Source organism: Blautia sp. MCC269 (assembly GCF_018785655.1).
GTDB lineage: Bacteria > Bacillota > Clostridia > Lachnospirales > Lachnospiraceae > Blautia_A.
This window is the reverse complement of record NZ_WQQE01000050.1, coordinates 31,717-45,017: the sequence shown is the minus strand read 5'-3', so window position 1 is coordinate 45,017 and position 13,301 is coordinate 31,717. Positions and strand designations below refer to the sequence as shown.

The window sequence follows — 13,301 nt, the reverse complement described above, 5'->3', positions numbered from 1 at the left end:
ATATCAGTCTTTGATATAGAACTCATTGTGAAGCAGATGATGCTCTTTGCCTTTGAGGAGTCCCTCATAAAGCTCCAGAACCAGTGGGTTCTCATCGGATTTCTTGATGATCATGGTGTTATCTGCATTGTACAGACCTCTTGCTCTGGCAGCCTTGGTTCTGTCACCGGATCTGGTCGGCTGACCTCCACCCATGATACATCCACGGCGGCATGCCATAACCTCGATCAGGTGATAGTTTGCTTCGCCGTTCTTTACACGTTCCATAACGGTTCTTGCATTTGCAAGGCCGCTGGCTACGCATACATTGATATCCATTCCCTTATACGGAACGGTAAATTCCTTGATTCCCTCTTCACCACGGACACCGCACTCTGCGATCTCATGCATGGCTTCCTTGCTGTGATCCGGACTCAGTCTTCGAAGAACTGCCTCGGTAACACCACCGGTAACACCAAAGATAACACCACCGCCGGAACCAAATCCAAATGGCATATCACATGCTTCCGGATCCAGTGTTGCAAAATCAAGACCAAAGTTGTCGATCATGCGGAGAAGCTCTGTGGTTGTGATAACGATATCGGTATCCTGCTCGCCTTCTGTAAAGCTATTTGGCCGGATCGCCTCTGCCTTCTTGGCTGTACATGGCATAATGGAAACCATAACTGTTTTCTTGCCTGCTGCATGCTCCGGATCACGGAAGTATTCCTTGATAACTGCAGACATCATTCCCTGTGGGGAACGGCAGGTGGAGATATTTGGAACGTATTCCTTATACTGATCGGTGATAAATTTCACCCATGCCGGACAGCAGGAAGTCAGGAGTGGAAGGTTCTCGCCTTTTTCCACTCTGTTTAAGAACTCCTTGGTCTCTTCCATAATGGTAAGGTCAGCACTGAAGGTTGTATCATAGACTTCATCAAAGCCCATCTTATGAAGAGCATTTACGATCTTGCCCATTACACTTCTGCCTTTGGCAAGGCCATAATGATCACCAACTGCAACACGGACTGCCGGCGCAATCTGTGCAACCACACGGGTATCCTTATCAGCCAGAGCATCCCATACCTCGTCCATATGTGTACGGATGGAAATAGCTCCTGTCGGGCAGTAAACACGACACTGTCCACAGTTTACACACTGTGTTTCTGTGATCTTCTTGTTAAATGCAGGCATGACCATAGCCTCAGTTCCACGGAACGCAAAACCAAGAGCTCCGATTCCCTGAAGTTCCTCACAGGCACGTACACAGTTACCGCAGAGGATACATTTATTCGGATCACGGATAATGGACGGTGAGCTTTCATCGATCTCATGCTGCTCTCTCGTATTTTCAAAACGGATGTTACGTACACCAAGGCGGTGTGCCAGCTCCTGAAGAATACATTCACCGCTCTTTACACAGGTTGTACAGTCACGGCAATGTGCTGCAAGCAGAAGCTCTACGATCAGTTTACGATATTTCTTGATACGGCCGGAGTTGGTATAGATCACCATTCCATCTCTCGGCTGCTCGGAACAGGATGCAAAAGTCCTGCCTCTGTCATCCTCAACTGTGCAGAGACGACAGGCTCCAAATGTGGAAAGCTCTGAATGGTAGCACAGTGTGGGGATATTGATACCGGCATTCCTGATGACTGTCAGGACATTTTTTTCGTCGGTAAATTCTACTTTTCTTCCGTCAATTGTCATTGTACCCATAAGATATCCTCCCTTCTATGCTTCCACATAAACCGCATCAAAGTTACAGTTATCCTTACAGGAACCGCATTTGATACATACGTCGTTGTTGATTACATGTGGATGCTTGATCTTTCCTGAAATCGCACCTGCCGGACAGTTCTTCGCACACTTGCCACAGCCGATACAGAACTCAGGATTGATATGGAATTGACGGAGCGCCGTGCAGACCTTCGCGCGGCATTTCTTATCTACGATATGCTCTACATATTCGTCACGGAAACGCTTCAGAGTACTGATGACCGGAAGCGGCGCACTCTTACCAAGACCGCACAGAGCCATACTCTGAACCATGTTTGCAAGTTCTTCCAGCTCATCCAGATCGGAAAGCTCACCTTTACCTGCAACGATCTTCTCCAGGATCTCAAGCATACGTTTGGTACCCTCACGGCAAGGAACACATTTACCGCAGCTCTCACGCTGTGTAAAGCTCATGAAGAAACGTGCAACCTCTACCATACAGGTATTCTCATCCATAACAACAAGTCCGCCGGAGCCCATGATGGCATCCAGTTTTTTAACAGAATCAAAATCAAGAGGATGATCGATCTGATCATCGATCAGACATCCGCCGGAAGGACCGCCGATCTGTACACCCTTAAATGCAGCACCACTCTTAAGGCCACCACCGATATCATAAATGATATGACGGAGGCTTGTTCCCATTGGAACCTCGATAAGACCGGTGTTCTCAATGGAACCGGTAAGTGAGAAGGTCTTGGTTCCAGGGCTTCCCTCTGTACCGATGGTGTGGAACCAGTCAGCACCCTGAAGGATGATCTTCGGTACGTTGGCATAAGTCTCTACGTTATTAAGAACCGTAGGTTTGCCCCACAGACCCTGCTCAACAGTTCTCGGAGGTTTTACTCGAGGCATACCTCTGTTACCCTCGATGGATGCAGTCAGGGCAGAACCTTCACCACATACGAACGCTCCGGCACCACGGTTGATATGTAAGTGGAAATTAATACCGGAACCAAGGATATTATCACCAAGAAGGCCATAAGACTCTGCCTGCTCAATGGCCATTCGAAGTCTCTGTACAGAAAGAGGATACTCGGCACGTACATAAATGTAACCGTCTTCTGCGCCTACTGCATAAGCGGCGATCACCATACCCTCGATCATCTTGTAAGGATCACCTTCCATTACGGAACCATCCATGAAAGCTCCCGGGTCACCCTCATCACCATTACATACTACATAGCGTACTTTCTCCGGCTGGCGTGCTACCTGTGACCATTTCTTGCCAGCAGGGAAACCTGCACCACCACGGCCACGGAGACCGGATTTTGTGATCTCATCAATAACGCCCTGCGGGGTCATCTCAAAGAAAGCCTTCGCCATAGCGGAAAATCCACCTACGGAAATATATTCATCAATAGACTCTGCATCGATCTTACCACAGTTCTCAAGAACGATCCTTGTCTGCTGGTTCAGGAACGGAATATCGCTTGGATGTGGACAGGCCTCATCATTATGACGATAGAACAGACGGTCAACCGGCAGTCCGCAGATCACGGTTTTCTCTACGATCTCGCGGCAGTCATCTACCTGAACATGAACATACTGATAATCATATGGCTCAATTCTCATAAGAGGTCCAAGTTCACATAATCCCTGGCATCCGGTCTTAACGATACCTACATGAGGAACATCCTTCTGCATCTCAACCGCAACACCCTCGATACCTTCACAGAGTCTTGACATTTCTTCGTAAATCTTCTGAGCACCGGAAGCGATACATCCGGTACCGGAACAGACGAGAACACGGCAGGTATAGCCATCAAGATTCTTCTTAATCTCAGCCTGTTTGTTTTTCAGATCTTCCATACTGGTTATACTCATACGCTCTCACCTCTCAATTCATTTAAAAGCTCAACAGCCTTCTCAGGAGTCATTTTCGGGTGAACTTCATCATTTACAGTCAGTGTCGGTGCCAGTCCACATGCACCCAGACAGGAAACAGTCTCAACTGTAAAAAGCATATCATCCGTTGTATGTTTCTTATGGGTCAGTCCAAGCTCTTTCAGCATGGCTTCCTTAACAGGCATGGACTTACGTACATGACAGGCAGTACCATCACATACCTTAATAATGTACTTGCCTTTCGGTTCAAAGGAAAAGTTCTCATAGAAAGTGGCTACGCTATACGCCTTCGCTTCTTTTACACCAATCTGTTCCGCAACATAAGTAAGAAGCTCTCCCGGGAGATAACGATACTCAGCCTGGATATCCTGCATGATCGGAATCAGTGATGCAGCTTTCCGACCGTAGTGCTCGATGATCTCATCCGTTTTCTTGTAATACGTCTGGTCTAACATTCGGTTCCCTCCTTGTTTCTCATAGATTTTCCACTTGATCAGCCTGCTCCCATTACAGGTTGATACTCTAACACTTTGTCAGTGCCGCGCGTTTATGCAAACCATTATTTTGCACTATTTTTGTGCTTTTAATTATAACTTATATCGTCATTTTCCACAAGTGCTTTTTTCGGTTTTTTCAGAATATATTGAAAAGTTTACAATGGCTTACTGGTTTTGTGTCTATTTTCTCCAAAAAATGTTCAATTTTTAACAGTTATGATAATAAAGGAACAAATTTACTTTATGTTCCCGGTAAAAAACATTTCCTGTTATTGATTTTATTTCTCATTTACTTTAATATGAAAGAAAAGTGCGTGGAAAACATTTTATTAATCTTATTTTGAAAAGGAGAAACTCTATGCGAAATCTCGACACACCAGTTAAACAGATCCGAAGAAAGATTTTTACAGAAATTGCGAAGATCGGATTTGAATCCACGGACGAATCCCTGATCCACGATATTGAATCCATTCCCTACAACATCGTAGAAGAACGTGCGAAATACCGTGAAAGTATCTACCGCGAAAGAGCTGTTGCAAGCGAACGTGTCCGCCTGGCCATGGGCCTTTCTCTCCGTCCGGAGAACCGCTCTGTCCATCTGACTGACGGCGTAAAAGCCAGCAACATTGATGAGAAATATTACGAGCCACCTCTTATGCAGGTGATCCCATCCGCATGTTCCGCATGCGAATCCAACAAATATGAAGTCAGCAACATGTGCCGTGGCTGTGTTGCCCATCCCTGCATGCTCACCTGCCCCAAAGGAGCCATCTCCATGGTAGACGGCAGATCATTTATCGATCAGGACAAATGCATCCACTGCGGAAGATGCAAAGCAGTCTGTCCTTACGATGCCATCGCCCATAAAGAACGTCCATGTGAACGCGCCTGCGGTGTAAAAGCCATCGAAAGTGATGAACAGGGAAGAGCTTCCATCAACCAGGACAAATGCGTATCCTGTGGTATGTGTATGGTCAGCTGCCCATTCGGAGCCATCTCCGATAAATCCCAGATCTTCCAGCTCTCCCACGCCCTCCGTGAAGGAACTGAGATCATTGCAGAAGTTGCACCTGCTTATATCAATCAGTTCGGCGAAGACGTCACCCCAGGCAAATTCCGCTCCGCCCTTAAACAGCTGGGCTTCTCAAACATTTATGAGGTAGCACTGGGCGCAGACATCGGCTGCATCTCTGAAGCACACCACTACGCAAAAGAAGTAGCCACCGGCAACCTCCCGTTCCTCCTCACCTCCTGCTGTCCATCATGGTCCGTCATGGCAAAGAAATACTTCCCAGCTATGATCGACAACATCTCCCAGGAGCTGACCCCAATGGTAGCAACCGCCCGCATTGTAAAAAAAGAACACCCTAACGCCAAAGTAGTCTTCATCGGACCATGCGCCTCCAAAAAACTGGAAGCTATGCGCCATTCCGTGAGAAGTGACGTAGACTTCGTAATCACCTTCGAAGAACTCTGGGGTCTCTTTGATGCCAAAAACATCACCCCATCCACCTGCGAAGAACTCCCGGAAGAAACCCAGGCCGCAACCGCAGCAGGAAGAGGATACGCCATCGCAGGCGGCGTAGCCGGAGCCATCGAAAACTGCCTGAAAGAATACTACCCCGATGTACCCGTACACATCGAACACGCAGAAAGCCTTGCCGAATGCAAAAAAGTCCTCACACTCGCCAAAGCCGGCAAAATCAAAAACTGCATGATCGAAGGCATGGCCTGCCCAGGAGGCTGCATCGGCGGCGCCGGAACCAACGCCGGCTTCGCCAAAACCTCCAAAGCCCTCAAAAAATACGTAGACACCTCAGAACCCAAGCTTCCCTCACAGGAACTTGAAAACCTGGAACTGAACTAATATATCGAAATATTTTTCCAGATAATTCCCAGAAATATTTTATACGAAACCAAAAACGGAGATGCAACCTTAATTAAACCTCAAGGTTACATCTCCATTTTTATCAACCAGGACAGGGCAAAGCCCGCCTCCGTCCCTCATCCACATCCTACCGTATAGCCAGACAGCCTACCACGGCCAACACACAGGCCCGGAAGGGAGTGAGGTTCTGTCTGCGGACGACTCTGCAGGAGGTGTGCTGGATCTTAGGCGGCGGGACTTCTGCGTTATTTTTCAAAAGTCAGCTGTCTGAGCGGCAAAAGCCGCGAGTTCTGGCTTTTGGAAAATGGTTTTAGCAGAATCCCGGCGCCTTAGAACCAGCCACCGACGAAGCCCGGCCGCGGACAGAACCTCACTCCCTTCCGGGCCGTCCCCTCCGCCACTACTGTCCGCCACTACCTCTCCACCGTCTCCGTACTCTCCGGCCAGACATACTCCTCACCTTTCAGATCCGCCAGAAGGCTTCTCAATTTATACCCATAACTCCTCCCAGCAGCCCATCCACCCCCATAAGGATTCTCCTGAATCCCAAGCCACTCCACATAAGGAGCACTCTCCCGGGCAACATACTGAAAACGATTATCCACACAAGCCTGCACCAATTCCTCCGAAGACGCATAAGCCTTCAAATGCTGCACCTGCGCCCGGATCCCGGTCCTCACATCCGGAAACGAATTCCCGGCAACACCACCCCCGGTAGTCCCAAGCCCGGAAAAATTAAACTGCCCCGCACTGGCATCCCCGCCAAACTGCAGCCATCCAGTCTCAAGCATCGCCTGCTCATAAACAACTTCCCCACGGACACCCTCCGCATCCGCTTCCTCTATCACAATCGTGCAAAACGAATCAATATCCGGTGCACCACCCTCTGTCAGGACATCCGAAGGATATTCCACATTCTGCGCCTCATACTGCGCCACCATATCCTCCACATCCACTGTGGTACACCCCATGATCGTATAATATCCATAAGTATTATCTGTGGAATCATCCACAAAACTATCTACATCACTCTCTCCGGATGACTGCGGCTTCGAGATCTGGCCCTCCATGGAATGATCCACATCCTCTGCCAAAACACCTGCAGGCGTTCCGAACACCAGAACGCCTGCAAGCACCATCATCCGTAAACAAAAACAATTTCGGAATCTGTACATATATAAATAATCAATCCTTTATTACTGCTATTACTGCGCTTTTCTCATTGCAGCTTCAACTACATGACCTACAAGAACAGAAGTTGTAACACTTCCAACTCCGCCAGGAACCGGTGTAATCGCATCAACGATCGGCTCAACTGCCGCATAATCAACATCCCCGCAAAGTTTACCCTCAGCGTTTACATTGATACCAACATCGATGATTGTCTGTCCCTCTCTGACATAGTCAGCCCCAACAACACCAGCACGGCCAGCTGCAACGATAACAATATCAGCCTCTTTTGCAACGGATGGCATATCAACGGTTCTTGTGTGGCAGATGGTAACTGTCGCATTTTTCTTAACAAGCATCATTGCAGCTGGTTTACCAACTACAAGGCTTCTTCCGATCACAACAGCTTTTTTACCTGTGCAGTCGATTCCGTAATGATCCAGGATCTCCATGCATGCCTGTGGTGTACATGGTGGGAATCCGATCTTTTTGCCTGTGAATACACCGGACATGGAAAGATCTGTCATACAGTCAACGTCTTTTTCTGCTGCAAGAGCATTCTCGATCACTGCCTGATCCAGATGTTTCGGAAGCGGACGGAACAGAAGAACGCCGTGGATCTTGTCATCTTTGTTTACTTTATCGATAGTTGCAAGAAGCTCATCCTGGGAAACATCCTCCGGAAGAAGAATCTTCTCACATGCAACCCCAAGAGTCTCGCAACGTTTGGTTGCTCCTCTCTCATAGGAAATATCGCTTGGATTCTCACCAACACGGATAATGCAAAGTGTAGGATTTACACCTTTTGCCTGAAGCTCTGCAACGTTAGCTTTGATCTTCTCGTTAAGAGCTGCTGTTACTTCTTTACCTAATAACTGCTTTGCCATTTGTCTGGTTCCTCCTATTTCAGTCTTCCGAGAACACTGTCAAATGTCTCGTCTGCGATCTTTGTATATTTCTCAAGCATAGCGTCTGCTTTTTTGTTTAATTCCTCTGCATACGCACGATCTGCCATAGACTTTGTATTGATGTATACATTCAGGCTTGCTCCCTTAAGAGCAGCTTTGCAGAATGCAGCACCTACGCCAGCATCACTGATCGCAAGCTTGGAACCTTTTGCGCCGAACTCAACGATAAGTTCAATTGCCTCACAGCATTTCTCCATGATCTCCATCGGAACAGAGCAGGCTTCTTTCAGAGCAGCCTCCATAACGCGGGCTTTCTCTGCTTTTTCTTCCTCTGTCTCTCTTGGCATTCCATAAGCTTTGGAAAGAGGCTCAAATACTTCTGCGTCTCTCTCGATCAGGTGAAGGAAATCTTTCTGAAGCTGATCACATTTCTTTTTCAGCTCCCACATCTCATCCTCAACATCTGCATATTTTTTCTTGCCAACAGTAAGGCTTCCAACCATGTTTCCAAGAGCTGTACCAACCGCACCTACAAGAGCAGAAGCGCCGCCGCCGCCAGGAACCGGTGCCTTGGAGCTTAATACCTCAACAAATTCAGTACATGTACTGGTAGAAAATCCCATAGGACTCTCCTCCTTATATTCTTATTTTAGCACTCTTTAGAGCCCATTGGGGGCTTTATAAAAAGCCCCCTCCGGTTGTTTTTGATCTTATGTTCCGATTAGAAAAGGCCTGTGATCTTACCTGTCTCATCTACATCGATCTTGGTTGCTGCCGGAACTTTCGGGAGACCTGGCATAGTCATGATCTCACCTGTCAGGGCAACGATGAATCCTGCACCTGCAGAAATCTTAAGATTTCTTACAGTGATCTCGAAGTCTTTCGGTGCACCAAGTTTTGTCTGGTCATCTGTTAAACTGTACTGTGTCTTAGCTACACAGATCGGGCAGTTGCCAAATCCAAGAGCTTCCAGCTGTTTTGCCTGTTTCTGGGCATTTGCTGTAAGAACAACTCTCTTACCACCGTAAACTTTCTGTACGATATTATTCAGTTTATCCTCGATGGATCCCTCAAGCTCATAAGCATATGTGAAGTCATTCGGCTCCTCAACAAGACGGATTACTTCCTCAGCAAGTTTCATACCGCCTTCGCCGCCTTTTGCCCATACTTCGGAAAGTGCAACGTTAACGCCAAGCTCTTTACATTTTGCCTCAACCAGGTCAAGCTCTGCCTTGGTATCGGTCGGGAATGCGTTGATGGCAACTACACATGGAAGTTTGTAAACATTCTTGATGTTATCCACATGTTTCAGAAGGTTCGGGATACCTTTCTCAAGAGCCTCAAGGTTCTCGTTGTTAAGATCAGCCTTTGCAACACCACCGTTGTATTTCAGTGCACGAACAGTAGCTACGATAACAACTGCGCTTGGATGCAGGCCTGCCATACGGCACTTGATGTCAAGGAATTTCTCAGCACCAAGGTCAGCACCGAATCCAGCCTCTGTGATGGCATAATCAGCAAGTTTCATAGCCATCTTTGTAGCTGTTACGGAGTTACATCCGTGAGCGATGTTTGCGAATGGTCCGCCGTGAACGATTGCCGGAACATGCTCCAGAGTCTGAACAAGGTTTGGTTTCAGGGCATCTTTCAGAAGTGCTGTCATAGCGCCCTCTGCATGAAGATCACCAGCTGTTACCGGTTTCTGCTCGGAAACTTTACCATAGGTGTATCCGATGATAATTCTGGAAAGTCTTTCCTTCAGATCTTTGATATCACTTGCAAGACAAAGAACTGCCATGATCTCAGATGCAACTGTGATGTCGTATCCATCTTCACGAGGCATACCGTTTGTTCTTCCGCCAAGACCATCTACTACATTACGAAGCTGACGGTCGTTCATGTCCACGCAACGTCTCCATGTGATCTTTCTCGGGTCAATGTTCAGGTCATTACCCTGGAAGATATGGTTGTCGATCATTGCTGCAAGAAGGTTGTTTGCCGCACCGATCGCATGGAAGTCACCGGTAAAGTGAAGGTTGATATCCTCCATCGGAACTACCTGTGCGTAACCGCCGCCTGCTGCACCACCTTTTACACCGAATACCGGTCCAAGGGATGGCTCACGAAGAGCTACCATTACTTTTTTGCCCATTTTCTGCATTGCATCTGCAAGACCAACAGTTGTTGTTGTTTTTCCCTCACCAGCCGGTGTCGGGTTGATCGCTGTTACAAGGATCAGCTTACCATCTTTCTTGTCGCTCTCTTTCAGAAGATTGTAATCGATCTTTGCTTTGTACTTTCCGTACTGCTCCAGATACTTGTCCTCAATACCTGCACTCTCTGCAATCTGGGTAATTGGAAGCATTTCGCACTCCTGTGCAATTTCGATGTCACTTTTAAATCCCATAATGTTACCTCCCTTTAGGTATTTTTACAGTTTTTAATCCCTTAAAACTGCGCTTCTATAAAAACAGGTCCCATCCTGTTCTTAACTAGAGAATGTAAATCTGTAGCAACTGTTCGTTCTGTCAAACAGTTCCATTATCTATGAAAGACATTTCAGAAATGTCTTCAGAGATCCAATAATCACGTCTCCCATAACAGCCATATCCTCGGCCGCAAAGGAAACCGGAAAATTATCGGAAAACAAGATCTGTGAGGATGGCGGAAATTCATCATCACCCTCCCACAGAATCATCTGAATCTGATATCCCGGGAAAATCTCCACCTGATAGGCGATATCGCCATGATCCACCGGAACCGCATGGATATGCTCCATGATCCCTTTAAAATCCTTTAATCTGTTTCCGTACGTAAAAGCCAGACGCTTGATACACCGTCCGTCGAACTGACGGAGATATACCTCGCCCCAGGGCATTTCCCTGTAAGTCTTGTACTTCCCGCTTCCCTGGACAATTGCACCGTTCAGCAGAAAACGGATGGTAAGGATCTTTGCATAGTGCATCTCTTCAAGAGGATAAAATCCCATATCATCTTCTTCGTGAGTTACCTGAAAATCCGGCCAGGAAATATGATAAACCGTTCCCAGAAACTTCAAAGTCAGTTCTTTTTTTTCCTCATCATAAGGAATGGAGAGGCGTCCGGCAATTTCTGCCGGATCCGCCTTCCCAAACTCCTCTGTATAATGTTCCCAGGGCATCCTTTCCTTGCTGTCTTTTTCATAATTCAAGTCATTTATACTAAAAGCCATGTTTTACCTCTGCCATTTTAGTCTGCATTATCTCTTCTGCATTTCTTCCAGAACAGACGGGAACAGAGATGTTTCCGTATGTGGAATAAAGCAGGCACCTACAAACTCATCCATATAAGTCGGAACTGTGGAAAGCTCCAGATATGTCATATTGGACGCCAGCTCGTAAGTCTTTTTCTCTGCCGGCGTGGAATGAAGCATCAGATAAGCACCTGTCAGAGAAGAGTTACCAATGTAATGGAACTTCTCAAGAGGGATATCCGGGAACATTCCGATATGCACTGCATTTGCCATATTGATTCCACTTCCGATTCCACCTGCAACGTATACATCGTCGATCATGGAAACATCGAAATCAAGGGAATTCAACATGGTACGGATTGCTGAGAAAATAGCACCTTTGGCACGGATAAAGTTATCAATATCTACTTCTGTGATCTCTACGTCTTTAACAGAACCTGCTTCATCCTCAAACGCGATCACATAGCTTCCCATACCATAGTGATCGTGACGGACTCTCTTGCCCTCGCGGACAAATTTACCCTTCGGATTGATGATTCCGGTCATAAAGAGTTCACTGATCACATCAATGATACCGGAACCGCAAAGTCCCACCGGTTTGGTTCCAGGGTCACCTACAACCTTGTAAGTCGGCTCCATAGTCTCTTTATCAATGGTACATGCCTCAATGGCACCGTCTGTGGCACGCATACCGCAACTGATGTCTCCACCCTCAAAGGCAGGACCTGCGGAACATGCACAGCTCATCATAAAATCGGAATTACCGAACACCAGCTCTCCGTTTGTACCAAGATCAATAAACAGAGAAAATTCCGGTCTGTTCCAGATCATACTTACCAGTGTACCGGCAGTGATATCTCCACCTACATAGCTTCCGATATTCGGAGCCATGATAATGTGTGCATCCGGGTTGATCTCAATTCCCACATCCGATGCAAACAGAGAATTTGTTTTGAAAAATGCCGGAATATACGGTTCCATACGAAGCGGATCCGCATTAATTCCTGCAAACAGATGATTCATGGTCGTGTTGGAAGCAACACACATCCGGTAGATCTGCTGCTCCGGGAAGTGAATGCTCCTGCACATCTCATGGATCATCGGATTGATAGTCTCTTTGATCACAGCATCCTGCAGTTTTTTCTTTCCACCCGGCTTCTCAGCCTCAATGATACGGTTAATAACATCCGCACCAAAACGGATCTGTCCGTTTCCGGAAGAACTCTTGGCCAGGATCTCTCCTGTTTCCATATTGATCAGAACCGCAGAAACTGTTGTGGTACCAATATCAACAGCAAGTCCGCCGATGATAACATCTTCTTTACCATCAAAAATATCATATACAAACATATCATCCGGTGTTGTGCGGATCACACATTTCACTGAAAACTTGCTGCTTCGAAGTACATCCGGAAGTTTTCTCAGCACTGAATATGGAATTCTGATTCGTTTCAGATTCATATATTTACGCAGTGCACGGGTCAGTCTCTCATTGTCCGGCATGGTATCATCCAGAGATGGTTCCTCCATGTGTACTTCCACAACATCAAGACTGTTTGTAAGTTCTATGCCAGCCGCTTCTACTTCATGCTTGGCATTTTCAAAAATAGCAATTTCTTCTTTTGAGCTTAAGTCAGCCACTTTCATTCGGCTCTTATATGCGGATGCAATATCCGGAACAAGAACCTCCACATCTGCACTGATCTTGCTCATGCAGGCCAGACGCCAGCCGGCACTGTATTCTTCATCTGAAATATGAAGAGTTTTCTTTGAGTCCAGTTCTCCGCCTTTTAACTGTACCCGACATTTTCCACAGGCTCCGTTTCCGGAACATGGTGCATCGATAGCCACATTGGCACCACGAGCAACCTCCAGTAAATTATCCCCCGCATTGGCAAATGCTTCTACCGTACTGCCATTTTCAAAAGCAAACGTTACTTTAAACATTCAGTAACCACCTTTCTCGCCTCGTGAATGTTTTGTCTTCCACCTGTGGC

At 46.9% G+C, this 13,301-nt stretch carries 10 protein-coding genes; 1 reads left to right on the top strand and 9 read right to left on the bottom strand.

The features are described 5' to 3' along the window. Positions 1–3: 3 nt before the first annotated feature. From GPK88_RS15445 to GPK88_RS15435, 3 genes are read right to left on the bottom strand one after another with little or no spacing between them, the layout of a single operon-like run. Entirely contained in the window at positions 4–1,701 is a 1,698-nt protein-coding gene (locus GPK88_RS15445) for a [FeFe] hydrogenase, group A (protein WP_118062491.1), read from the bottom strand. Between the two features lie 15 nt (positions 1,702–1,716). After that, the gene (locus GPK88_RS15440) at positions 1,717–3,588 is read right to left on the bottom strand and encodes an NADH-quinone oxidoreductase subunit NuoF (RefSeq protein ID WP_215708009.1); all 1,872 of its coding nucleotides are present in this window, start codon (positions 3,586–3,588) and stop codon (positions 1,717–1,719) included. Beyond that, the gene (locus GPK88_RS15435) at positions 3,585–4,064 is read right to left on the bottom strand and encodes a complex I 24 kDa subunit family protein (protein ID WP_021977710.1); all 480 of its coding nucleotides are present in this window, start codon (positions 4,062–4,064) and stop codon (positions 3,585–3,587) included. The genes GPK88_RS15440 and GPK88_RS15435 overlap by 4 nt, the downstream gene beginning before the upstream one ends. A 400-nt stretch (positions 4,065–4,464) precedes the next feature. Here GPK88_RS15435 and GPK88_RS15430 point away from each other — a divergent pair, with 400 nt between their 5' ends. Further along, entirely contained in the window at positions 4,465–5,973 is a 1,509-nt protein-coding gene (locus GPK88_RS15430; protein ID WP_215708008.1) for a 4Fe-4S dicluster domain-containing protein, read from the top strand. Positions 5,974–6,407: 434 nt separating this feature from the next. Here GPK88_RS15430 and GPK88_RS15425 read toward each other — a convergent pair whose 3' ends face one another. The 6 genes from GPK88_RS15425 to acsV all read right to left on the bottom strand — a co-directional run bounded on the left by GPK88_RS15425 (position 6,408) and on the right by acsV (position 13,251). Beyond that, positions 6,408–7,136 carry a glucosaminidase domain-containing protein gene (locus GPK88_RS15425; protein ID WP_215708007.1) on the bottom strand — a complete coding sequence of 243 codons (729 nt, stop codon included), beginning with the start codon at positions 7,134–7,136 and terminating at the stop codon, positions 6,408–6,410. 63 nt (positions 7,137–7,199) lie between these two features. Further along, entirely contained in the window at positions 7,200–8,051 is an 852-nt protein-coding gene (locus GPK88_RS15420; protein ID WP_118062494.1) for a bifunctional 5,10-methylenetetrahydrofolate dehydrogenase/5,10-methenyltetrahydrofolate cyclohydrolase, read from the bottom strand. A 14-nt stretch (positions 8,052–8,065) separates the two neighbouring features. Further along, on the bottom strand, positions 8,066–8,695 hold the full coding sequence (locus GPK88_RS15415) for a cyclodeaminase/cyclohydrolase family protein (protein WP_021977714.1): 630 nt from the start codon (positions 8,693–8,695) through the stop codon (positions 8,066–8,068). Between the two features lie 98 nt (positions 8,696–8,793). Next, entirely contained in the window at positions 8,794–10,479 is a 1,686-nt protein-coding gene (locus GPK88_RS15410; RefSeq protein WP_215708006.1) for a formate--tetrahydrofolate ligase, read from the bottom strand. Positions 10,480–10,617: 138 nt separating this feature from the next. Then, positions 10,618–11,283 carry a DUF3786 domain-containing protein gene (locus GPK88_RS15405; protein ID WP_148447212.1) on the bottom strand — a complete coding sequence of 222 codons (666 nt, stop codon included), beginning with the start codon at positions 11,281–11,283 and terminating at the stop codon, positions 10,618–10,620. Between the two features lie 27 nt (positions 11,284–11,310). Continuing rightward, the gene (gene acsV / locus GPK88_RS15400) at positions 11,311–13,251 is read right to left on the bottom strand and encodes a corrinoid activation/regeneration protein AcsV (protein ID WP_215708005.1); all 1,941 of its coding nucleotides are present in this window, start codon (positions 13,249–13,251) and stop codon (positions 11,311–11,313) included. Positions 13,252–13,301 lie beyond the last annotated feature (50 nt).